The following is a 23326-nucleotide window of genomic DNA, read 5'->3' as shown; positions in this document are numbered from 1 at the left end:
AATTAATCACTTTCTTTCGAGGGTTTAGCAGACTTCACCCTGAAAAAAGTAGATCAGTAGAGGAATACGTATATGCAAACAGCAAAAACAGATCTGATCATTGTTGGCGCAGGTATTTTGGGTTTATCGGCGGCAATTCAAGCGGCAGAGCAAGGACTAAAAGTAAAAGTCTTTGAAAAAGATGCACAACCTGTTGGCGCAACTCGTCGTAACTTCGGCATGGTTGGCACATCAACACTGAGCCGCCCAGATGCAAAATGGCGTGAATATGCTTTAGCAACACGTGAGTTTTATCAACGGATTCAGGCACAAACGGATATTTCATTTCAACAACGTGATGGTTTATATGTGGCAAATACAGCACTTGAATGGCAAGTCTTAAATGAGTTTGCACAAGCTGCACCACATTATCAGATTCCAGTGACTTTATTATCAAAACAGCAACTCTTTGAAAAATATCGCTATTTTAATCCTGAAACAGCAATTCGTGGTGCTTTACTTTTTCATGAAGATTATTCAGTAGAGCCGCATTCGGTTGGATTAAGTTTATTGCAATATGCAGAAAAACTGGGTGTAGAGATTTATTGTAATGCTTGTGTGCTACAGACCCAATCTTTGCAAGGCACAGCACATATTCGTTTGGCAACAGGGCAAACATTCACAGCAAATAAAGTTTTAATCTGTCATGGTGAAGTGACTCAATTACTTTATCCCGATCTATTACAACAAAAAGGGTTGTTGCGCTGTACTTTGCAAATGGCGATGACAAAACCTTTAAAAGTTACTTTAAATTCTTCAATTTATTCAGGTTTATCAATCTCTCGTTATCCTGCTTTTGAAATTTGCCCAAGTCATCAAGATTTAAAAAATCAATCACAAACAGGCTTAGTCGAAACATACGGTATTCATATCCTCATTAAGCAAAATCAATTTGGACAACTTATTTTGGGCGATAGTCATGAATATTACCCGATTGATGAAACGCCACAATTTAATCAACGAGAAGAAATTAACCAATTTATTTTGCAATATTGTAAAGAAAATATTGGCTTAGAACTGCCTGAAATTGAGTCACGTTGGAATGGTTATTATCTAACGCATCCTACTGAATTGGCATGTGTGACTGAGGCTGAACCGAATATTTTCTTGGTGAGTGCGATTGCAGGTAAGGGCATGACCACAGGTGCAGGATTTATGAAAGAAATGTTAGAAAATTATGTTTTGTAATCTGGTTTAAACCAGATTGTATTATACTGTATTCAATTGAACAAAGGTTAAGCGAAATGAACGCAAATATTGAGTTGGAAAATAAATATTTATTATTAACACCAGGACCATTGTCGACATCTGCAAGTGTCCGCCGTGTCATGCAGCGAGATTGGTGTACGTGGGACAAAGAATATAATGGATTGGTGCAAGACATTCGTCATCGTTTGGTCGCATTGGCAACACAACATACTGAAAAATATAGCGCAGTATTGATGCAAGGCAGTGGCAGTTTTTCAGTTGAAGCGGTTTTAGGTTCCGCTATTCCACACAATGGTAAAATTTTAATTATCAATAACGGTGCTTATGGCGCACGTATGGTGCAAATGGCGCGTTGTTTAAAAATTGATGTGGTTGAATTGGCATATGCTGAAACACAAATTCCAAATTTAGCAGACATTGAAAAAGTACTAGAAGATGACAGCATCACGCATGTTTCGTGTGTGTATTGTGAAACGACAACAGGTTTACTTAACCCGATTCAAGAGATTGGTAAAATTGTCAAAGCGAAAAATAAAGTGTGGATCGTAGATGCGATGAGTTCATTCGGCGGCGTGCCAATGGATATTGCAGATTTAGAGATCGACTTTTTAATTTCCAGTGCCAACAAGTGTATTCAAGGTGTACCAGGATTTGGTTTTATTATTGCAAAAAATGAACAATTACAATCATGTAAAGGCTTAGCGCGTTCAGTCAGTTTAGACTTATATGATCAATGGAACACCATGCAACAGCATGATGGAAAATGGCGATTTACGTCACCTACACATGTGGTACGTGCATTTTATCAAGCACTTTTAGAACTTGAACAAGAAGGTGGTGTGGCTGCACGTTATCAACGTTACACAAATAACCAACAGCGCTTAGCCGCAGGAATGCAGGCATTGGGCTTTGAATTGGTCTTAGATTCAAACCAACCTCAATCACCGATTATCACCACATTTTTATATCCAAATGAAGCAGATTTTAGCTTTCAAGCCTTGTATGAAAATCTGAAACAAGCAGGTTTTGTGATCTATCCAGGTAAAGTCACTGATTTAAATTGTTTCCGTATTGGCAATATTGGTGAGGTTTATCTAGATGATATTGAAAGACTTTTAAACGCAGTTGAGCAATATCGTCAGGCTTAATTTTATTTTTTACTTATTTATTGATCAATTTAAGGCATAAACTTTTAGGACAAACTTATGAACACTTCAAATTCAGTATTACAAGCCGTCGTTTTTGATTGGGCTGGTACAACAGTAGATTTCGGATCACGCGCACCAATTTTGGCATTTATGGCATTATTTGCAGAGAATAAAGTTGAAATTTCAATTGAAGAAGCACGTGCGCCGATGGGTTTAGAAAAACGTGATCATATTGCCGCTGTGTTAAAAATGCCACGTGTTGCAGATGCATGGCAACAGGCACATGGCGCAGAAGTGACAGTGGCAGATATCGACCGTTTATATCAAGATTTTATTCCATACCAATTAAAAACTATTCCACAATGTTCACAATTGATTTCAGGTGCATTAGAGGCATTTGCAGATATTCGTGCGCGTGGCGCAAAAATTGGCAGTAACACAGGTTATGCGTCGATGATGATTGGTCAGTTAGTTCAAGATGCTGCTGATCAAGGTTATGTACCTGACTGTATTATTACTGCAAGTGATGTGAAGCATGGTCGTCCATATCCTGAAATGCTTTGGAAAAATCTCATTGAACTTGATGTGTCTGACATTAAAACTGTGGTAAAAGTTGATGATACCGTAGTGGGGATTGAAGAAGGCTTAAATGCTGGTTGCTGGACAGTCGGCTTGGCAGTCAGTGGTAATGAAGTCGGTTTAAGTTTTGATGAGTGGTCAGCGCTTTCTAGCGCTGAACAAGCAAACTTAAAAGAAAAAGCCTATGCAAAAATGAATGTATCAGGTGCACATTATGTCATTGATAGTATTGCTGATCTACCTGCGGTATTAGATGCAATTGAGCAGCGCCTAGCAAATGGTGAAAAGCCTTAATGCAGTTTTTGTATAAAAAATACCAGTCTTGATGGCTGGTATTTTTGTAAATGAAGCTTTAGTCATTTTTATAATCACAGTATAGTTTTATTTTACTGATAAAAATAATTTTGTGATGCTAGATAAAATCATAGTGGGTATTTTGATCATCTTTGTTTGTTTGATCATGATTAAAGGGTGTGTATTGAACGCTTTAAAATGTGCACATATATCATTAGGAGACTCGATACCATCAACAGAATGTGATCCTGAAAGACAAAAACAAATGAAAATATCGAAGGAAATGAGTCATGTCTTTATGAAAAAACATTCATCATTTCAGTGCCGTGCCGAAATCAAGCCCAAGATACAAGCACAGATTGATCAAATTTATCAATATGCCTATTATCAAGAACTCAAAAATCAAGACAGTGAAGACCCTAAAGTTTGGAATGAAATTGCAAGATATTATCGTATCGCGGCAGAATATGGCGATTATCGTGCGAATGAGCGTTTACAGTTTTTAATTAAACTTGAAAAAATTTCAATAGATCAAATGTCCCAAGCAGAGGCATTAAAAACCTTAATTGATCGTTTAGCGCAAGATTTGCCTGCACGTGCAAAATATTTACATTATTTATCAAACACAGCGCCAGATCCTAAATATCAACTGCTACCTGATGCAGCACTTTTAGGTGACGCCGATGCTCAGCAGTATTTTTCTGGAAACTTACTGGGCTTTCAGGAGGATGAAACTATAACGAAACGGATGAAATTGTTTGATCAAGTACGTCTATGTGCTTCTAAAAATGGCAATTGGACGGCAACAAACGGTTTGGAAGATGAAACCAATAGTCAAATTTTGTATGCTGACAAAGAAAATCCTGCGTTGTTGGCACAATCTTTAGCTTATAAACAATTGGCACTTAAACAAGGGGATACGGCAATGGCGATCACCTTAGCAGACGCTTTTAATTTAACTAAACCTGAAACTGAGCAGGATCAATTTGATTATAAAGAAAAATATTTAGGTGTGGAAAATGATCTAGAACGTAGCCAACGCTATATAAAAATAAATGAAATTTTAAATAATGCCCCTTATCAGGGTGAAGAAATCGTCCTTTCTGATTTAGATGAAATCGTTCCTTTACCGCCTAAAAAATTACCAAAATGGGATGGTAAACTCGCGATTCAACGTTGGTATGAAGATCAAACGCATGAAAAACCAAGTGAAATATTGATCATGAAACTCGCCCAAGAAAAAGGTTTAGCCCCCAAAACAGGAAAACCTGTGGTCGTTTTGCAGTCGGTGAAAAAGTCACAATAAGCAAATCTTTAATGGATTTTATGATGGAAAATATTTTAATCAGTCTTAGTCTTTTTAAGTGTTATTGTTTTATTAAGTATTATTCTGTATTGAAAAGTGAACTAATTTCACATTTGTAATTTTATAACAAGGCGAATTTCGCTATGCTATAGCGGTTTATGGGTGCATTGATCTAAAAATGTTGAAACGAAGTGGTTGGATTACATTGCTCTTTGCTTTGCTGACGTTCCAAAGTCTTTGGAATGTTGCGGCGGCATTTTGCGTGCATGAAGAAACCACAGTCAGCCAAAGTTCAACGCAACATTTTGGTCATCATCAAATGACTCAGTCTTGTCAAAGTGAATTTAAAATCTCACATGCACCTAGTCATCTTTCCAGTGATTTTTCATTTTTAGAGGATGATCATCAAGATCATTTACCCTCATTTAATGCCATGATTTTGGTCGAAGAACAAGACCATTTTATATTTTCAAATAGCCAAATTATTGCATTAGTCAATGCATTGCCTTGGTATAATTTTTATCAATCGCCTGATCTGACATTAAATAACCCGCCTCCAATTTTAGCCCCACTACAGGTGGGGTAGTCGCAAACAGCCCACCACTTTTCTTTATTTTTTAAAAGTGGGGCATGTTCATGTCAAAAAAATATTTTCAACAACAATCACATGTTGTTGCACAACAATGCTTTAGGCTTAAACATATTGCTTGTAGTGTCGCTTTATTTACATTCGGCTCGTGGGTCAATGCTGCACCAATTTCATTGCAACAAGCACTTGAAAAGACACAGGCTTATCAAGCATCACAGCATATTTGGACGATACAAAGCAATATTGATACTGCCAATATGAAGCAAAGTCAGTTATGGAAAAACCCTGAGCTGAGTATAGAACAAACAGGTTTTGATTCTAATCAAGAACAAGAGCTATCTATTGGTATTTCACAAGAACTGGATGTGTTTGGTGTCAGAAAAGCCAATCGTCAACTGGCGGTATTGGCACAAGATCAAAGCGCATTACAGCAGCAGATTTATCAGGCACAACTGGAACTCGCAGTAAAATATCTATGGTCACAATTGGCGGTTGCTGAGTTAGAAAAGCAGATTACACAAGCTCAATTGAGTGTCAGTGAGGCAAATGTCAATGCGATTCAAAAAAGGTTTCAAGCAGGCAGTGTTGCAGAAGTTGATTTAAAGCGTGCAAAACTCAGCCATAGTGAAAATATACGTTTATTTAAACAAGCAGATTTACAAGTTCAATTGGCACAGCAACAACTGTCCAGTGTGTGGGGCGAGTCAGATAAAACATTAAGTGTGAGAATGCGTCCATCATTGTTGTGGCCGAGTGCAAGTCATGACAATGTTCAACGTTATTTGACAGAAAATTATATTGAAAAATCTCGTCAATTACAGCTAAAAATCTCCAATGCACAAATAGAACAAAGTAAAGCAGCCAGTCGTCCAAATCCCACAGTCAGTTTTGGTGTGAATCGTAGTAAATCACCCGAAAATTCAAGTGAAAACCAAATGATGTTAGGACTAAGTCTGCCACTTAATATTTTTGATCGTCAACAATATCGCGTGCAGGTTCAACAACAAAAACAAGAGGCGCTTACCCAACAACAGTCTTTTTATACACAGCAAAATGCTTTACGCATTGGGACTTTATTGACCGAATTACAAGGTTTAGAAGTGCAGTTTAAAGAGATTGAACACACTCAACTTGTGCTTGCCACTGAAGTACAGCAAAAAACTCTACTGGGATTTAGTGCAGGAAAATTTGCTTTAACAGATGTACAGCAAGCGACTTTGCAACTGCAAGAGATTCGTCAACGTAAAGTTGAATTGTTAAAACGCGCATGGCAAAACGCAATCACGGCTGAAAGTTTAAGTCTTGGTCTAGAACCCAGTGCTGTCATGTCAAATGATAGCTTAGCTGGAATTAATCAAAACCTTTGGGACAATATTCAGTCATTGCCAACGGTAGGGGGAAACTAAAATGATCAAACAAAAATTAGATTTAAATACACAATCAGGAAAAGTTTCTCAGTCTATTTTGATCCTCATTGCTGTCATTAGTACTGCAATTTTAGCTGCGGCATTGATGTGGTGGACGAAAGATCAAGCCAAAACAGATGAACATGGGCATGGTGCAGAAGAATCACATGCGGAGGAAAAAGAACATGCACATGAAGAAGATGAACATGCAGAAGAAGGGCATACAGAAAGTATTGCTTTAACTGCACAACAGTTGGTTGAACAAGGTATTCAGTTAGCTAAAGTTGAACAAGGCAATGTAATGAAGTTGGCAACTTATCCTGCAAAATTGACGGTGAATACTGACCAGCAAGCCCATGTTTCACCTAATTTTAGTGGTCATGTCGAGGCAGTTTATGTGCAGTTGGGACAATCTGTTCAGAAAGGGCAAGTGTTGGCAACTTTACTTGTTCCCGATTTGGTTGACCAACAAGCTAACTTAAAATTAGAGCAAGCCAATTTACAATTAGCAAAACAAGATTATGAGCGTGAACGTCAACTTTGGCAGCAAGGTATTTCTGCTAAACAAGATTATCAACGTGCATATAACGCCTATCAACAAGCACAAATTCAAGTACAAGCAGCTCAATCTCGCTTAAGTGCTTTTGGTACGGCGAGTTCCAGTCGTGGGCAATATCAGCTTAAAGCACCTATTTCAGGTGTGATCAGTAAAAAAGATTTGGTCGTGGGTGAAAATGTGCAACTTGCAGATCAGCTTTTTGTGATTGATCAGTTGAATCAATTATGGCTTGAATTTATTGTGCCGCATGCCGATGTGCAACATTTTAGTCCAAACCGAAAAATTAACTTTAAATCATTACAGTCAGGCAATCATTTTCAAGCAGAAGTGCAAAGTTTAAATACTGAAGCAGATGCACAAACAGGACGTTTACAAGTCAGAGCTAAAGTCTTGTCACAGTCGGTAGAGTTGAAGCCCAATTTAATGGTCAATATTTTATTAGAACAAGGCACGACACAAGGCATTCGTATCCAAAAAAGTGCAATACAGCAAGTTGAAGGACAAAGTGTTGTATTTGTTGTGAAAAATCATGATCAAAAAATAGAGTTTAGCGCCCAGCCTGTACAATTAAATACTGAAATTGATGACCCTGAATGGGTCAGTGTGATTTCTGGCGTCAGTGTCGGACAACAATATGCAGCGCAAGGGAGTTTCTTACTAAAATCAGAATTAGAAAAAGGAGAGGCGACCCATGAACACTAACTCGCCTCAAAACGGACATCATTTACCCAAGCCCGAAGGCTGGTTTGACCGTATTATTCAGTTTTCTATTCAAAATGCGATTTGGGTCATGCTCTTTGTGGTGGCGTGGATTGGTGTAGGAATTTATAGCTATCAAAAATTACCCATCGATGCTGTTCCTGATATTACCAATACGCAAGTGCAAATTAATACCCAAGCCAATGGTTTTACGGCTTTAGAAACTGAGCAACGCATTACCTATCCGATTGAAAATGCGATGTCAGGTTTGCCAAAACTCGAACAAACACGTTCTATTTCACGTTATGGTTTATCGCAAGTCACTATTATTTTTGAAGATGGAACCGATATTTACTGGGCACGGCAGTTGATTAATCAACGTTTACAAGAAGCTGCAAGTGAAATTCCTGTCGGTATTCAGCCCACGATGTCCCCGATTTCTACAGGCTTAGGTGAAATTTATCAATGGGTGATTAAAGCTGAGCCAAATGCAAAAAAACCAGATGGAACGCCCTATAGTGCAATGGATTTACGCGAAATCCAAGATTGGGTGGTACGTCCACAGTTACAGCGAGTTGCTGGCGTTGCTGAGGTCAATAGTATTGGTGGCTTTAATAAAACCTTTGTTGTAGCCCCTGATTTAACACGTTTGCAGCAATTACAAATTCCATTAAGTGATTTACAAACAGCTTTAACTGAAAATAATGAAAACCGTGGTGCAGGTTATATTGAAAAAAATGGGCAACAACTCACTGTTCGTGTACCTGGAACACTTAATAGCCTAAGTGATATTGAGAATATCAGTATCGCCAATAAAAATGGTTACCCAATTCGTGTTGCAGATATTGCGACAGTTTCTGTTGGGCATGACTTACGCACAGGTGCAGCAACCTATAATGGCGAAGAAGCTATACTCGGGATCGCCATGATGATGATGGGAGAAAATAGTCGAACTGTTGCCCAAGCGATTGATGCGAAAGTACAAAGTATTCAAAGCAGTTTACCCAAAGGTGTGATCATCGAAACCGTTTATGATCGTACTCATTTGGTTGATCGTGCTATTAAAACTGTACAAAAAAATTTGGTTGAAGGCGCAATTTTAGTCATCATCATTTTGTTCTTATTTTTGGGAAATATTCGAGCAGCGTTAATCACCGCATGTGTTATTCCTTTATCCATGTTGTTTACCTTGTCAGGCATGGCAGAACAAAAAATTAGTGCCAACTTAATGAGTTTAGGGGCATTGGATTTCGGGATTATTGTGGATGGTGCGGTGGTCATCGTCGAAAACTGTATTCGACGCCTTGCTGAAGCACAAAAACATCGAGGGCGTTTATTGACACGTTCAGAACGTTTTACTGAGGTTTTTTTAGCAGCGAAACAGGCACGACGTCCTTTAATTTTTGGTCAATTGATTATTCTTGTCGTGTATTTACCGATCTTTGCTTTGTCTGGGGTTGAGGCAAAACTCTTTCATCCGATGGCAATGACGGTGGTTTTAGCCTTACTTGGTGCAATGATTTTATCCGTCACTTTTGTTCCTGCGGCTGTGGCATTATTTGTCAATGGTGCTGTAAAAGAAACTGAAAGTCGTTGGATGCATGGTTTAAAAACACGCTATGAAAAAATGTTGGATTGGGCGTACGAATTTCGAGGTTTTGTTTTAACAGTTGCATTATGTATTTTAGTTTTAACGGGAGTTTTAGCCACAAAAATTGGGAGCGAGTTTGCACCACAACTGAGTGAGGGAGATTTTGCAGTACAACAAATGCGCTCACCGAGTACAGGGCTAGAGCAGTCCTTACGGATGCAAGAAAATACAGAAAAATTATTGTTAAAAAAATTCCCTGAAATAAAAGCAATTTTTGCCCGAACAGGAACAGCAGAAGTTGCAACGGATGTTATGCCACCCAATATTTCCGATGCTGTCCTATTGTTAAAGCCACGTGATCAATGGTCAAATCCAAAAGAAAGCATTGATGAATTACGTCAACGTATGATTGCATTTTTGGACACTTTACCCGGAAATAACAGTGAGTTTTCACAGCCGATTGAGCTACGTTTTAATGAGCTGATTTCAGGTGTACGTAGTGATGTCGGAATCAAAATTTTTGGTGATGATATGGAAGTTTTGAACCAAGAAGCCAATCGTATTGCACAAAAAGTTCGTGCTATTTCAGGGGCAACTGCCGTCAATGTTGAACAAACCAGTGGGCTTCCTTTATTAAATATTGATATCGATAATACCAAAGCTGCACAATATGGTTTATCTGTAAAATCTATTCAAGACTTAGTGGCAATGAGTATGGGTGGACAAAGTGTGGGCATGATTTTAGAAGGAGACAAACGCTTTGATTTTGTAGTGCGTTTGGATGAAGCACAACGCACACCTGAGCAATTGGCACAACTTCCAATTCAACTACCCAATGGTGGTTTGATTCAACTGCAAGATGTCGCAAAAGTTGAAAATATTTTAGGAATCAACCAAGTCAGTCGTGAAAATGCCAAACGTCGTGTGGTGGTGACTGCCAATGTAGAAGGGCGTGATTTAGGCTCTTTTGTCAAAGAACTACAGAGCACTTTAGCCAAAGATACCTTACCCAGTGGTTACTGGTTAGATTATGGTGGTCAATTTGAAAATCTGATGTCAGCAAAAGCACGTATGCAATTGGTTGTACCTTTGGCTTTGATCACGATTTTTATTTTATTAATGGCTGTATTCCACAGTATAAAAGAAAGTCTTTTAGTGTTTTCAGGTGTGCCATTTGCATTATGCGGTGGGCTTGTTGCACTTTGGCTCAGAGATATTCCATTATCAATGTCGGCAGGGATTGGTTTTATTGCTTTATCGGGTGTAGCCGTGTTAAATGGTTTGGTGATGTTGACGTTTATCAAAGAATTACGTCAACAGTTTGATATTCATCATGCCACATGGCAAGGTGCAGTGATGCGTTTGCGCCCTGTATTGATGACGGCTTGTGTCGCATCTTTAGGTTTTGTACCGATGGCATTGGCAACGGGTACAGGTGCCGAAGTACAACGTCCATTGGCAACTGTCGTGATTGGTGGAATATTGTCATCTACAGCATTAACTTTAGTACTTTTACCTGTGCTTTATCGTTGGATCAATGAAAGAAAAGTAATGAGATAAGTCTTTGAAATGTTTAAAAAGAGCATAAACGAGGGTTTGTGCTCTTTTTCTTTATACATTTAAATTTATTGATCATGAAATAAATATAAAAAATCATTTGATAAATCAAGTTTATTTTCTACATGAAAAATAAAAAATATGTCTATAATCAATCAAGCGATAAAAAATGATAATGAAATGAGGATGAGACAAATGATACAAAATAAATTTTCTCTAGGTTTAAGTGCTTTATTATTTTCACATGTTGCATTGCTCAGTGCATGTAGTTCCACATCTTTTCAAACACAGCGAGATTCGCCACATACTTTATCAGACCAACCGCAAAATCATGACACAAGCTCGTTACTTGTCTATGGTGGTTCTATTTTAACCATGCAGGGTGATCAGCCGCAGTATGTAGAAGCTATGTTGATTGAAAATGGAATCATTCGTTTTACTGGAAAATTAGTTGATGCTGAAAAAATAGCAGCCCAAGCACAACGTTTAGATTTAAAAAATAAAACCGTGATTCCCGGCATTATTGATGCACATAGTCATTTAAACTCAGTGGGTATGCAACAAACTGTCGCAAACTTATATTCACCTCCTGATGGTAATGTGGTTAATATTACGACTTTAGTTCAGGCAATGAAAAACTGGGCAGCACAAAACCCTGATTTTATTCAAGCAACTTCAGGCTGGATCATTGGTAATGGTTATGATGATGCACAATTACAAGAAAATAAGCATCCTACAGCAAGTGATTTAGATCAAGTTTCAACCACACAGCCTGTTTTGATTTTACATCAATCAGGTCATCTTGCTTCTGTGAATCATAAAGCTTTAGCATTGCTCAATATTACTTCTGCGACGAAAAATCCAGATGGAGGTGTCATTCGTCGTGTACATGGTACAAATGAACCGAATGGCGTATTAGAGGAAAGTATTGTCATTCAAGCGATGATGCAAGCATTTAAAACTGTGCCTCCACAAATGATGGAAAAAATGGCATTAAAAGCAGTCAACACCTATGTGGAAAATGGCTATACCACTGTACAAGAAGGACGTGCAGATCATGGAACCACTGAGTTATGGCGTAGTCTAGCTAATCGAAATCAATTACCAATTGATGTGGTGTCATATCCAGATATCAGTTCTGAACAAAGTTATATGTTACAACACGGTAGCAGTAAAAATTACCAAAATCATTTTCGCATAGGTGGGGTGAAAATCAGTTTAGATGGTTCACCACAGGGTAAAACAGCATGGTTGACGCAGCCTTATATAATTCCACCTGAAGGGCAAGATAAAAATTATCGGGGCTATCCTGCATTTGCACAACAACAAGATGTACAGAAAATGATTGATTTAGCATTTCAACATGATTGGCAAGTTTTAGCACATGCCAATGGTGACGCAGCGATTGATCAATACCTCAGTGTGATTACAAATTCACAGAAACATTTTCCAACAGCACAACGCCGTGATGTGATTATTCATGCACAAACGATGCGTGAAGACCAGTTAGATCAAGCTAAAAAATTAAAGCTTATTCCTTCATTTTTTTCACTGCATACTTATTATTGGGGCGATTGGCATGTCGCACAAACCTTAGGTGAGCAACGTGCCTCACGTATTTCGCCTACAGGTTCAGCACTTAAACGTGGCATGATCTTTACTCAACATCATGATGCACCTGTGATTCCGCCAAAAAGTATGATGGTGTTAGATGCGACGGTCAATCGCACGACACGGAGCGGTAAAGTGTTAGGTGCAGAGCAGCGAGTGAGTCCCTATATTGCCTTAAAAAGTGTGACAGATTGGGCGGCATATCAATATTTTGAGGAAAAGCAAAAAGGTACATTAGAACAAGGAAAATATGGTGATTTTGTGATTTTAAGTGATGACCCATTGAAAATAGACAGTCAAAAAATTAAAGACATTCAAATTTTGGCAACGTATAAAGAAGGTAAGCTGATTTATCAGCGCTAACTTTATATTGAACGAGTTAGAGTAGGTTATAATATTTGCAGCGATATTGACTAAAATGGATGGCATGATGTCGGTTGTTTTACCAAAAGATTTAATTGATTTTTTAGCTATGCCGTTTGAAATGGAAATGATGTGTCTACCTTGTCATTATCCAGATATCGCTTCATTTTTGGATTTTCAAGAGGGCTATCGATTTTGTGGAAACTCAGAAAATGATTTAACTGGACATCAAGCAGGGGATTGGCATCCAGATGCTTATGTTATCGCAGTGAATTATTTTGCTGATCCCTTTGTGATTTATTTGACAGCGTCTGCACAAGGTTTCCCTGTGTATTATGCTCAACATGGCGCAGGGCGTTGGGATTTTGAGAAAATTGCTGAAAATTTAGATCAGTTTCAGCAAGATTTAAAATATTTTCAAACTTTAGAACAAGATAAACTAAAGTTTGCAGAATATATTCAACAACATAAAGATTTAAAAATAGAACTATGGAATGAGTTATATTGCTCATTGCAAAATACTCAAACTTCACAGTTAAATGAAAATACTGTTGTTGAAGAATATACACCTTTGATTTACGGAAAATTAATATTAACTGAAATAGGTCAGCATAAATTAAAAGTCGTGAGTTTTATCAAACAGCATTTGAAGCTAACAGGTGCCGAAGCTTTACATTGTATTCAGCAACTTCCTTTAGAGATCGAAACAGGTTCACAGCGACATTGTCAACGTATACAAATACAACTCGAAAATATCGGTGCGACGACTAAATTTTTAGCCAGTGAAAATCAAGTTTAAATGGATATTTTTATATATGATAATGAAATATAACGTTTTTATTTTTAATGTTGGCTTTTTTTAAAACAAATAGTTAGTATGTTTATGCTAAATTTAAATTTGGATTGTAGTATGAATTTTTTTAAAAAGAAAAATAAAGCCAGTTTTGTTTTTTTCATTATTACGCTTTATTCATTTCTTGGTTTTGCTTTGGGGTATATCATTTGGGAATTTGTCTTACAGTAAAATAATATTTGAAGTTTGAGTTTCTCTCCCGAGCATCAAGCTAAATTAAAATGAGTGTATTTCAATATGCTCATTTTTTTATTTTATAAATTTAATGACAATACATAAAAGAAATCAATAAAAAAAGCCAGTCTATGATCTATAAACTGGCTTTAATATTTAGACTAATATTTAGACCAATATTATTTCAAGAAACGCTGATAACCTAAGTTATTGGTAATTTCTACATAAGGATAAGTAATTGTTTCCAATGTTTCGACTAAACCATCTGGGTTTTGCTGTGCATCTTCTGCTTCTAAGCCAACTAAAACACGTCCTTCTGCTGCACCGTGGTTACGATAGTGGAATAGGGTGATGTTATGGGTTGGACCCAGACGCTCTAAGAAAGTCAATAATGCACCCGGACGTTCAGGAAACTCAACGCGGAATAAACGTTCATTTGCAATGTCGGCATGACCACCGATCAAGTAACGGATATGCAGTTTTGCCACTTCATCATCAGATAAATCATCTACGTCATAATGAAGTTTTAAAGCTTCATAGATGTCGTGACGTTCTTTTTCACCTGATTTTAAGCTGATACCGACAAAAACTTGTGCTGCACTTGCATCACTTGCACGGTAGTTAAACTCGGTGATATTACGCCCTTGTAAGGCACGGCAGAAATTCAGGAACGCGCCTTTTTCTTCAGGAATAGTCACTGCAAAAATCGCTTCTTTACGCTCACCCAGTTCAGTACGTTCAGCAATGTAGCGTAGACGGTCAAAGTTCATGTTTGCACCGCAAACAATTGACACCATATTTTTGCCAACAAGTTCATGTTGTTCGACGTATTTTTTAATACCTGCTAAAGCCATTGCACCAGAAGGTTCAACGATGCTACGACATTCATCATAAGTATCTTTGATTGCTGCACAGATTTCATCAGTATTGACCAATACAACTTCACGTTCAACGATTGGACCTGAGTTATCTGATTTTTGTAATTGAATGACTTCAAAAGGTTTTTCGCCAATTTGAGCTACCGCCGTACCATCAGCAAATAAACCAACCTGAGGAAGAATCACGCGTTCATTGGCTTCAAACGCTGCTTTTAAACATGCTGACTCATCATATTCCACAGGAATAACTTTGACATGTGGGGCAACATCACCCAAGTACGCTGCAACACCTGCGATGAGACCGCCACCGCCAACCGCAACAAAGACATAATCAACATCACGCCATTGACGTAAAATTTCATTGGCAATGGTACCTTGTCCTGCCATGACCAGTTCATCATCATACGGTGGAATAAACGTCATGCCTTCTTCAGTCGCCCGTTGGATGGCATATTTATTGGCAACATCAAATGAGTCACCATGTAAAACCACTTCACCGCCTAAGCGTTTTACAGCTTGGACTTTAATGTCAGGTGTAGTTTTTGGCATCACAATAATGGCGCGAATACCCAACTTTTGTCCAGATAATGCCACGCCCTGAGCATGGTTACCCGCAGAAGCAGTAATAACGCCACGTTCCAACTGAGATTTCGGTAATTGACTGATACGGTTATAGGCACCGCGCAGTTTGAAGGAAAAGACAGGTTGCAAGTCTTCGCGTTTAAAGCGAATGTTGTTGTTTAGTTTTTCACTAATTCGTGGCGCTGCTTCGAGTGGGGTTTCGATTGCAACGTCATAGACCGTTGCCTGTAATATTTGTCGAACCAAACGAGACAGCATGTTAATTTTCCATATAACAGTTTAAAATGAGCTTTGATTGTAACAAACCCCTGCACATTTGCGTTTTTAAATTATGCAAAATGTGCAGAAATTTGAAAATTTATTGAGAGAAGTCATGAGCCTTTATGCATCCCAAGATGAGAAAAAACAAGCAGCAGCCAAAGCAGCTTTAAAACACTTGCCAAAAGGGGGCATTTTAGGAGTCGGTACAGGTAGTACTGTTAATTTTTTAATTGAACTTTTACCTGAGCTGCAACTTGAAGCTGCGGTGGCGAGTTCAGAAGCAACGGCTCAACGTTTGAAAAAACTTGGCATTGAAGTTGTAGACATGAACCATGTTGGTGGTTTGGATGCCTATGTCGATGGTGCAGATGAAATTGATCGTCATATGCACATGATCAAAGGTGGTGGTGCTGCGCTTACGCGTGAAAAAATCGTGGCGTCTATTGCTAAGAAATTTGTGTGTATTGTGGATGATTCTAAATGGGTTGAGCAGTTAGGACGTGAATTTCCGCTGCCAATTGAAGTGATTCCAATGGCACGTTCTGCCGTGGCACGTAAAATTGTGTCTTTAGGTGGTGACCCTGTCTATCGTGAAGGCGTTGTGACTGATAATGGCAATGTGATTCTTGATGTTCACAACCTGAATATTTTGAATGCTTTAGAGCTTGAAAAAACCATCAATGATATTCCGGGTGTGGTGTGTAACGGTATTTTCGCCATTAACAAAGCAGATATTGCGGTTGTTGCAACTGACAATGGTATTGAAGAGCGTACAGCGGTTTAATCCGTTATAAATTCCCTCTCCTTTTAGGAGAGGGTTAGGGAGAGGTCTATCAAAGTCCCCTCATCCTAACCTTCTCCCTGAGGGAGAAGGGACTCCCAATACATTTTTGAGAATGAATCAAAGTTCAATGTTTTGAATTTTTATAAACTTTCAAGAAAATAACACATGACCCCAAACCTTCCCGAAATTCAAATTACACATCATGCACGAGCGACGCGACTGCGCTTACGTGTCGAACCGACGCAGATTCGTTTAACTGTGCCTCATTTTTGTACAAAGCGTCAAATTGCAGATTTTTTAAAAGAATCCGAGCAATGGATGATTGAAACTTGGCAAAAACAACAGGAAAAAGTCGGACAAGTAGATAGAGAACTCCCGACTGAATTAAAATTGTTTAATTTAGATCGTCCTTTACAGGTTATTTACCAAGTTCAGAAAAATTCTTATGTTTTTGATGAACAAAGTCATCAACTTTTCATCAGTGATCGTGATTCTGCACGTTATTTAAAAGCCTTTGTGATCGCTTATGCAAAGCATTATTTACCGATTTATTTGAAACAAGTTAGTTCTGAAATTGGTTTAAAATATGCTGAATGCGCTATTCGCCAGCCAAAAACTCGTTGGGGTAGTTGTACATCCAAACATGACATTATGTTGAATAGTGTGCTAGTTTTAGTCGATCAACAGATTACACGTTATGTCTGTGTGCATGAGTTGGCGCATACACGGCATTTTGACCATAGTCCTGCGTTTTGGGCAGAAGTTGAAAAACATGATGCAAATTATAAAAATCATCGTAAAATTTTGAAAAGTGGTGTGATGCCGTGGTGGTGGAGTTGAATTATAAGTTATGTTAGATTGACTTTTAATTCAAATTATTAAAAATGAAGAATGTTAAAGAATTTTTTTTTATTTATTGGGGTACAACTCATTATACAGCATACATTTGCTGAAACTGTAAATGAATCTCTCGGATTAATTGAGTCAAAGTATTCTTATACGTTTGACTTTTTCAATTCCCATTATGGATCATATGCACCTAATCAAAAAATAATAAATCAACAAGGTAATTTGGTTTTATATAATTATGAAGGTACTTATACTGATAAAAATAATTATGTACATAATAATCCAGAATTTGGAGTTTTTGAGATTACACTTCCAGATGATCTAAAGAAAAAAGTCAAAATAATGAATATAATACTAGAAGAAATTGTGATTGAACGTTCCTATCCGAATGGATTTGATTTCCAAAAATTTAAGTATCATTATTCGCATATAAATGGTTTTTCCAAAGGTATTAATTTTGATAGTCGTGCATTTGACGATAAGGAAGCACCATTTTATAAGAACCTAAATATTGTTAGTAACACTTTAAGTGAGATGGCAAGTTTAAAAAATATAGAAAATAAGAAAAAAATTGACACATTAATTAGTTATTTGAATTATGATTTTCAAGAAAGTGGATTGTTTGTAAAAGTAACGTTTCTAAATCCGAGTAAATATAGAAATACAGTGGCAACGCCACTAGATTGGAAAGATAAACCAACAAGTAGTAGAGAGGATGGTTTTGATAATTGGTTTGAACTGAATGGTGCAATATATACGAATCAACAATATACTTTTGTGATCAATCTCATACCAAAATATCTTGTACAAAACACAACAAAAAGTAGTGACTCTAATCGAAATTTTGATTCAAAATATTTATATTTACTCAAAAATGAAGATAAAAATATTGACTTTTTTATTCCTTATAAAGATATTGTTTTTAAAGACACTCATGAATCAGTTGTGAAAATTGATAAGATGAATAAGTCAGCTATAAAAGCTGAATTCTTAAGTGGTTATTTTTATTTAAATTTAGGGCTAGCAAATTTTGATTCATACGTGAATAGGATTGTTAGAAAGCAAGGTGACGAAGCTAATCAAGAAAAATTATTTAATATTCAAAATATAGATGAAAATAAAGATTTATCTATATTACATATAACCCCTTAATCAACTCCATCACTTCATCAGTCTGTTTAATCCAAACTGCATGTTGGTTGCCTTTAAGTTGTTGTCTTAAATCCAAAGTTTCAACTTTTGGATGTTGAGAATAACGATTTGAACTGAGTATTGAACTCATTGGGGTAAAATGATCGGCTATTGATCAGTGACGGAGAGCTAGCACATTATTTACCAATTTATTTGAAACAAGTCAGTGATGAAATTGGTTTAAAGTTTGCTGATTGCTCGATTCGTCAGCCCAAAACCCGTTGGGGGTAGTTGTACAACTCGACATGATATTATGCTCAATAGTGCTTTAGTTTTAGTCGATCAACAGATTACACGTTATGTCTGTGTGCATGAGTTAGCGCATACACGGCATTTTGATCATAGTTCTGCATTTTGGGCAGAAGTTGAAAAACATGATATAAATTTTAAAAATCATCGTAAAATTTTGAAAAGTGGTGTGATGCCGTGGTGGTGGTTGGAAAAATAAAAAAGAGAATCGCATCATAGTATTGCTATTAACTTTATCAATGAGATGACCATAAAATCGCTTTAAAGCTGGATGTATAATGATGAGCAGGTTCATTACATTGAACAATTAACATTATTAAGTCATGATATTGTTTATAAATTTTCGTTATTCTAAATCTATTTTAAAAATATGAATGTTTGAATTATTCAACAGAAATGGAGTGAAAGTTGGAACAGATTCAGAGTACTCTTGCCGATTTAAATCAACAAAGTGAATCAGCATTTGCTGTTAGAAACTATCAAAAAGCCCTTGAAATTAATCAACAAGCTTTACTTATCGACCCACAAATGATAAATGCGCTTTCTAACATCGCATTTTGTGAATTAAGACTAGGCTTATATCAACAAGCATATACACATTATAATGAAATGTTGATTTTAAGTCAGGATCAAATGAGTCTTAATTTTTATGATGGTATGGCTGAAGTATGTTATTTCTTAGATAAAAAAGATGAACAACTTAAATATGGAAAATTAGCAATCGCGAAAAGAATAGAAAGTATTCATCATCAATTTTATACGCCACATAATTTTAGTGAAAGACCATGTTTTAGACCTGAAAATAAGACAGAAAATATTATTAGTTATTCTTTATTTGGTGAGCAGCCTCGTTATTGTGAAACAGCATTTTTAAATACATTACTCGCAAAGGAGATTTTTCCTGAGTGGACGATTCGTTTCTATGTGGATGAGACAGTTCCACAGCATGTCATTACACGTTTGAGTCAGTTGGGTGCTCAAATCATATATGTTTCTGAAGAACAGCGTAAAATTTCAGGGCTATTTTGGCGATTTTTTGTGGTTGATGATCCAAATGTAAAATATTTTTTAATCAGAGATGCCGATTCATTTTTATCATATCGTGAAAAAGTAGCAGTCGATGAATGGTTAAAATCATCAAAATGGTTCCATATAATGCATGATTTTTCTTCACATACTGAGTTGATGTTGGCTGGAATGTGGGGCGGTTGTCATGGAGTATTGAAAAATATATTCAATACGATTTTAAATTTTCAGCATTCAGGGTTAATGACGAATGCGAGAATTTCAGATCAAATTTTTTTAAGGCATTGTGTTTGGTCTGTGATAGAAAAAAGCTGTTTAAATCATGATAGTCAAGGTTATTTTGAGCATGCCAGTAATTTCCCTTTAGCTTTGAAAAAAGCGAATCATGAACATCGAGAAGATTTTCATGTTGGTGTAAACGAAGCAAATTTATATTATCAAATTGAATTATATGATAAAAATATAGAAAAAATTCAGTGGTCATTATTTGATGAAAATGAGAAAGAAGTGTGTCATTACTCAGTCAATCGAAAAAAAGATGAAAAGTTTTTTGAAGTTTTTTTACCTTATGAATATGCTGAAAAAATAAGATTAAATTTGTGGAAATTTATTTATCGGGGCGTGGAATCATGATACTCAGTTTAAGTCAGATATGAGTAAATATTTACCTATAAATCTGCATTTAAAATGCAGATTTTTCATGTGAATTTTTTTGATATAACGATAAAATTTAGTCAGCTAATCGCACTGTTTAAGCTTAAAACTGACATTGTGAATTTTTTAATTCAACAGAATATTGCTTTTCATCAGTCGATAATTTCATGCGTACTTCATACGGGTTTACACGTTGAAATTGATGTTCAAAAAGTTGATCACAGTTTTTAATTAAATTATCAGTAAATAGTTTTTTGATGTCTTGTGTATTTAGACTCTGAGCAAATTGTTTAAAATCAGGTGAGGTAATAATGCCTTCAATTTCAATGTGGTTTGGGTATAAACGTAACTTTTCAATCAACGTATTCTGATCAATTTGTAAAGGTAATGTCCGTGAGTCCTCATCACTGAGATAGGTTAAAACTTCAGTCAATTTTTTATTGTTTTTAATTTTATAATCTGCACTTATTATTTTTTGTTGAATGAGATAATCATCCAGTTCAGTGGCTTGAGTTATTGCGCACATTGAACTGAGTAAAAGGCTAGAGCTGAGTAAAAGTTTTATTAATTTCATGATTAAGTCTTATAAAAAGTATGGTTTTAGTATACTGAAAATTGGTGAAGATTACTAAAATTTCCAACGGTAATGTTCATCAAAATTTAGCTCTCTTTGTGCTTTTTCATTGCAATAAAATTTGTCATTTTCAACGATTTGATATATTCCATGACCTGAATGAATGGCGAGAAATGCTGCATAGGCTGCTGCATCAACATGAATTTTTCCATACTCTGAAGGCTGACAACCTGTTGCAGCACCATAGAATTTGCCATAACGTAAAATGGCATGATTTAGACCACTATTAGTGATTTGAGTTTCCATATTTTGAATACTTTCTGCATTTTTTCTGAGTATTTCATGCTCAGAGTTAATTGATAACGCTGATTCTTCATTTAAATAAATTTGTTCAGGAGCATAAGCAAAAGCAATACTTTGAGCGATAAATTTTTTGCACTCAATTTTTTGTGCTGCTAACAGTAAATTTTTTGTGCCTATATCTCGAATATGAGCATTGCGCACACGTGCTTCCTGCATCAATTCTGGTGCTAATGCATAAGGAAGATCAGTTAATTGGTGGATTATAATTTCAGGAGAAATATGACGAATGTGCTCAATGAGTAGTTCTTGATGAAATACATCCATAATTATGGAATGAACACCTATTGCTTCTAGATATTGAGCTTTGCTGTATGAACGTGTAGAGCCAAAAACTTGATAATGATGTTGTTTTAAAATTAAACATAATTTGAAGCCAATGGCTCCAGTTGCACCAGCAACAAAAATTTTGGGATTTTGTATCATAGAAACCACCTATACATCTGATTATTTTTCTTAAAAATAAAAGATGTATAGGTGAAATTCAAATTAAACTTTCTTTAAATTTTCATTAATTAAAAATTCAACTAAAGCTTTTTGTGCATGTAAACGATTTTCTGCTTCGTCCCACACTACAGCATTTTTGTGATCAAGCATATTCTCAGAAATTTCTTCACCGCGATGTGCAGGGAGGCAATGCATGAATAAGCAATCAGGATGAGCCAAATCCATTAATTTTTCATTGACTTGATAGTCTGCAAATGCTTTTTCACGGATTTTTTGTTCTTCTTCTTGTCCCATACTTGCCCAAACATCAGTGACAATCAGGTCAGCATTTACAGCAGCATCTTCAGCAGAATCAACAAGTTCAACACAATGCCCAAATTCAGATAAAAATTCAGATTTAGGTTCATAACCTTTTGGTGATGCAATTTTTAATTTAAAACCCCACATATGTGCAGCTTCCATATAAGAATTACACATATTATTGCCATCACCGATCCAAGCAACAGTTTTGCCTTGAATAGAACCACGATGTTCTACAAAAGTTTGTACATCTGCTAATAATTGACAAGGATGATGGTCATCAGTCAATGCATTAATCACAGGCACTGTTGAGTATTCTGCAAAGCGCTCCACAATATCATGACCAAATGTACGGATCATAATAATATCAAGCATACTTGAAATCACACGAGCTGAATCTTCAATCGGCTCACCGCGACCTAATTGTGTATCACGTGAAGAAAGAAAAATAGCACTACCACCAAATTGGCTCATACCTGCTTCAAAAGAAACACGTGTTCGCGTACTCGACTTTTCAAAAATCATGCCCATGACTTTACCAACAAAAGGCTGGAAAGTTTCATTGTTATGTTGTTTTCGCTTCAATTCTTGCGCACGCTCAATAATGCGGTTCAGTTCAGCAGTTGATAGGTCACGTAGTGTTAGAAAATGTCGTAGAGCCATGGTTACTCCACAATAATTGTATAGTCAAAACCAATAAGGGGATTGACCAACAATTCATTGTTGGTTGATTAAAAAACGAAAAAAGAATCTTCTAATATACTATAACAGTATTGAAATGCAAAAAAACTAGACTTTTTGATGACCTTTTAGAAAATGATCGACACAATATTCAATATATTTGATGACTTCTTGTTCAGGTTGATCAATTTCCAGTCCCATAATAATGCGCCATTCATAATCTCTGAGTATTCCAAAATACATCATGGCAGAGCCTAAAGGGTTTTGACAATCGACCAAGCCTTGTAAATGTGCGCATTCTAAAGCTTTAGCGATGGTAATTTGAATAAAATGAGCGCCTTTTTCATGAATATATAAAGCCAAATCAGGATTTTTTTGTGCCTGTTCAATAATTAGGCGGATAAAAGCTACATTTTCAGGTTTTTTAAGATGGAGATAAAAGTTGATTAAAGTTTGTACTAAATAGCTATGTAAATGATCTTTTTCTGAGTTATAGCAAGAACAAATATCTTT

21 protein-coding genes and 1 pseudogene are annotated in these 23326 nt (G+C 36.4%); 16 read left to right on the top strand and 6 right to left on the bottom strand.

Going from position 1 to position 23326, the window contains the following annotated elements; translation table 11 throughout:
* Positions 1-72: 72 nt before the first annotated feature.
* The 11 genes from C9E89_RS12770 (at position 73) to C9E89_RS12720 (ending at position 13974) form a co-directional block, all read left to right on the top strand.
* Complete coding sequence (locus C9E89_RS12770) at positions 73-1227, top strand: TIGR03364 family FAD-dependent oxidoreductase (protein WP_107008726.1); 1155 nt, start codon at positions 73-75, stop codon at positions 1225-1227.
* A 56-nt stretch (positions 1228-1283) separates the two neighbouring features.
* Positions 1284-2396: a 2-aminoethylphosphonate--pyruvate transaminase gene (gene phnW / locus C9E89_RS12765; RefSeq protein ID WP_107008725.1), complete on the top strand. Its 1113-nt coding sequence runs from the start codon at positions 1284-1286 to the stop codon at positions 2394-2396.
* A gap of 57 nt (positions 2397-2453) precedes the next feature.
* Positions 2454-3269: a phosphonoacetaldehyde hydrolase gene (gene phnX / locus C9E89_RS12760; RefSeq protein WP_107008724.1), complete on the top strand. Its 816-nt coding sequence runs from the start codon at positions 2454-2456 to the stop codon at positions 3267-3269.
* A gap of 298 nt (positions 3270-3567) precedes the next feature.
* The gene (locus C9E89_RS12755; RefSeq protein ID WP_107008723.1) at positions 3568-4575 is read left to right on the top strand and encodes a DUF6396 domain-containing protein; all 1008 of its coding nucleotides are present in this window, start codon (positions 3568-3570) and stop codon (positions 4573-4575) included.
* Between the two features lie 178 nt (positions 4576-4753).
* Positions 4754-5161 carry a cation efflux protein, CzcI-like gene (locus C9E89_RS12750; RefSeq protein ID WP_107008722.1) on the top strand — a complete coding sequence of 136 codons (408 nt, stop codon included), beginning with the start codon at positions 4754-4756 and terminating at the stop codon, positions 5159-5161.
* 50 nt (positions 5162-5211) lie between these two features.
* Positions 5212-6570, top strand: coding sequence for a TolC family protein (locus tag C9E89_RS12745; RefSeq protein WP_107008721.1), 1359 nt, complete (start codon positions 5212-5214; stop codon positions 6568-6570).
* Between the two features lies 1 nt (position 6571).
* Entirely contained in the window at positions 6572-7831 is a 1260-nt protein-coding gene (locus C9E89_RS12740) for an efflux RND transporter periplasmic adaptor subunit (RefSeq protein WP_107008720.1), read from the top strand.
* The gene (locus C9E89_RS12735) at positions 7821-10979 is read left to right on the top strand and encodes an efflux RND transporter permease subunit (protein WP_107008719.1); all 3159 of its coding nucleotides are present in this window, start codon (positions 7821-7823) and stop codon (positions 10977-10979) included. The genes C9E89_RS12740 and C9E89_RS12735 overlap by 11 nt, the downstream gene beginning before the upstream one ends.
* Positions 10980-11171: 192 nt before the next feature.
* The gene (locus tag C9E89_RS12730) at positions 11172-12950 is read left to right on the top strand and encodes an amidohydrolase (RefSeq protein ID WP_107008775.1); all 1779 of its coding nucleotides are present in this window, start codon (positions 11172-11174) and stop codon (positions 12948-12950) included.
* A gap of 67 nt (positions 12951-13017) precedes the next feature.
* Positions 13018-13749, top strand: a complete 732-nt coding sequence (locus C9E89_RS12725; protein ID WP_107008718.1) for an SMI1/KNR4 family protein — start codon at positions 13018-13020, stop codon at positions 13747-13749.
* 111 nt (positions 13750-13860) lie between these two features.
* Positions 13861-13974 carry a hypothetical protein gene (locus tag C9E89_RS12720; protein WP_107008717.1) on the top strand — a complete coding sequence of 38 codons (114 nt, stop codon included), beginning with the start codon at positions 13861-13863 and terminating at the stop codon, positions 13972-13974.
* A gap of 182 nt (positions 13975-14156) precedes the next feature.
* Here the strand turns inward: C9E89_RS12720 and ilvA are convergent, their stop codons facing one another.
* A complete protein-coding gene (gene ilvA, locus C9E89_RS12715; RefSeq protein ID WP_107008716.1) occupies positions 14157-15695 on the bottom strand; it encodes a threonine ammonia-lyase, biosynthetic in 1539 nt (512 codons plus the stop codon).
* Positions 15696-15810: 115 nt separating this feature from the next.
* Here ilvA and rpiA point away from each other — a divergent pair, with 115 nt between their 5' ends.
* The 3 genes from rpiA (at position 15811) to C9E89_RS12700 (ending at position 18483) form a co-directional block, all read left to right on the top strand.
* Positions 15811-16482 carry a ribose-5-phosphate isomerase RpiA gene (gene rpiA / locus C9E89_RS12710; RefSeq protein ID WP_107008774.1) on the top strand — a complete coding sequence of 224 codons (672 nt, stop codon included), beginning with the start codon at positions 15811-15813 and terminating at the stop codon, positions 16480-16482.
* Between the two features lie 165 nt (positions 16483-16647).
* Positions 16648-17322, top strand: a complete 675-nt coding sequence (locus C9E89_RS12705; RefSeq protein ID WP_107008715.1) for a M48 family metallopeptidase — start codon at positions 16648-16650, stop codon at positions 17320-17322.
* Positions 17323-17373: 51 nt separating this feature from the next.
* A complete protein-coding gene (locus tag C9E89_RS12700; protein ID WP_107008714.1) occupies positions 17374-18483 on the top strand; it encodes a hypothetical protein in 1110 nt (369 codons plus the stop codon).
* Here C9E89_RS12700 and C9E89_RS23300 read toward each other — a convergent pair.
* Entirely contained in the window at positions 18461-18613 is a 153-nt protein-coding gene (locus C9E89_RS23300; protein WP_171405128.1) for a hypothetical protein, read from the bottom strand. The two genes, C9E89_RS12700 and C9E89_RS23300, sit on opposite strands and share 23 nt — an antisense overlap.
* A 47-nt stretch (positions 18614-18660) precedes the next feature.
* Between C9E89_RS23300 and C9E89_RS12695 the strand changes: the two are divergent.
* Positions 18661-18970, top strand: a pseudogene (locus C9E89_RS12695) (YgjP-like metallopeptidase domain-containing protein); the annotation flags it as partial.
* A 209-nt stretch (positions 18971-19179) separates the two neighbouring features.
* Positions 19180-20430 (top strand): tetratricopeptide repeat protein, encoded by a 1251-nt coding sequence (locus C9E89_RS12690; protein WP_107008713.1) that lies wholly within the window; start codon positions 19180-19182, stop codon positions 20428-20430.
* 124 nt (positions 20431-20554) lie between these two features.
* On the opposite strand, the gene C9E89_RS12685 is transcribed toward C9E89_RS12690, so the two are convergent.
* The 4 genes from C9E89_RS12685 to C9E89_RS23295 form a co-directional block, all read right to left on the bottom strand.
* Positions 20555-21025, bottom strand: a complete 471-nt coding sequence (locus C9E89_RS12685; RefSeq protein ID WP_107008712.1) for a hypothetical protein — start codon at positions 21023-21025, stop codon at positions 20555-20557.
* Positions 21026-21079: 54 nt separating this feature from the next.
* The gene (locus C9E89_RS12680; protein WP_107008711.1) at positions 21080-21811 is read right to left on the bottom strand and encodes an NAD-dependent epimerase/dehydratase family protein; all 732 of its coding nucleotides are present in this window, start codon (positions 21809-21811) and stop codon (positions 21080-21082) included.
* Positions 21812-21874: 63 nt separating this feature from the next.
* Positions 21875-22795: an ornithine carbamoyltransferase gene (argF, locus tag C9E89_RS12675; RefSeq protein ID WP_107008710.1), complete on the bottom strand. Its 921-nt coding sequence runs from the start codon at positions 22793-22795 to the stop codon at positions 21875-21877.
* A gap of 126 nt (positions 22796-22921) precedes the next feature.
* Positions 22922-23326, bottom strand: a 405-nt coding sequence (locus C9E89_RS23295) for a TetR/AcrR family transcriptional regulator C-terminal domain-containing protein (RefSeq protein ID WP_171405127.1), incomplete at its 5' end; no start/stop codon positions are given.

This window comes from Acinetobacter sichuanensis, assembly GCF_003024515.2.
Lineage (GTDB): Bacteria > Pseudomonadota > Gammaproteobacteria > Pseudomonadales > Moraxellaceae > Acinetobacter > Acinetobacter sichuanensis.
This window is presented reverse-complemented; position numbering and strand designations above follow the sequence as displayed.

Coding starts and splice junctions, on each gene's coding strand:
- C9E89_RS12705 (WP_107008715.1), top strand. CDS start 16,648: ATGACCCCAAACCTTCCCGAAATTCAAATTACACATCATGCACGAGCG.
- C9E89_RS12725 (WP_107008718.1), top strand. CDS start 13,018: ATGTCGGTTGTTTTACCAAAAGATTTAATTGATTTTTTAGCTATGCCG.
- C9E89_RS12685 (WP_107008712.1), bottom strand. CDS start 21,025: ATGAAATTAATAAAACTTTTACTCAGCTCTAGCCTTTTACTCAGTTCA.
- C9E89_RS23300 (WP_171405128.1), bottom strand. CDS start 18,613: ATGAGTTCAATACTCAGTTCAAATCGTTATTCTCAACATCCAAAAGTT.
- argF (WP_107008710.1), bottom strand. CDS start 22,795: ATGGCTCTACGACATTTTCTAACACTACGTGACCTATCAACTGCTGAA.
- C9E89_RS12680 (WP_107008711.1), bottom strand. CDS start 21,811: ATGATACAAAATCCCAAAATTTTTGTTGCTGGTGCAACTGGAGCCATT.
- phnX (WP_107008724.1), top strand. CDS start 2,454: ATGAACACTTCAAATTCAGTATTACAAGCCGTCGTTTTTGATTGGGCT.
- C9E89_RS12750 (WP_107008722.1), top strand. CDS start 4,754: ATGTTGAAACGAAGTGGTTGGATTACATTGCTCTTTGCTTTGCTGACG.
- C9E89_RS12720 (WP_107008717.1), top strand. CDS start 13,861: ATGAATTTTTTTAAAAAGAAAAATAAAGCCAGTTTTGTTTTTTTCATT.
- rpiA (WP_107008774.1), top strand. CDS start 15,811: ATGAGCCTTTATGCATCCCAAGATGAGAAAAAACAAGCAGCAGCCAAA.
- C9E89_RS12700 (WP_107008714.1), top strand. CDS start 17,374: ATGTTAAAGAATTTTTTTTTATTTATTGGGGTACAACTCATTATACAG.
- ilvA (WP_107008716.1), bottom strand. CDS start 15,695: ATGCTGTCTCGTTTGGTTCGACAAATATTACAGGCAACGGTCTATGAC.
- C9E89_RS12735 (WP_107008719.1), top strand. CDS start 7,821: ATGAACACTAACTCGCCTCAAAACGGACATCATTTACCCAAGCCCGAA.
- C9E89_RS12755 (WP_107008723.1), top strand. CDS start 3,568: ATGAAAAAACATTCATCATTTCAGTGCCGTGCCGAAATCAAGCCCAAG.
- phnW (WP_107008725.1), top strand. CDS start 1,284: ATGAACGCAAATATTGAGTTGGAAAATAAATATTTATTATTAACACCA.
- C9E89_RS12745 (WP_107008721.1), top strand. CDS start 5,212: ATGTCAAAAAAATATTTTCAACAACAATCACATGTTGTTGCACAACAA.
- C9E89_RS12740 (WP_107008720.1), top strand. CDS start 6,572: ATGATCAAACAAAAATTAGATTTAAATACACAATCAGGAAAAGTTTCT.
- C9E89_RS12730 (WP_107008775.1), top strand. CDS start 11,172: ATGATACAAAATAAATTTTCTCTAGGTTTAAGTGCTTTATTATTTTCA.
- C9E89_RS12770 (WP_107008726.1), top strand. CDS start 73: ATGCAAACAGCAAAAACAGATCTGATCATTGTTGGCGCAGGTATTTTG.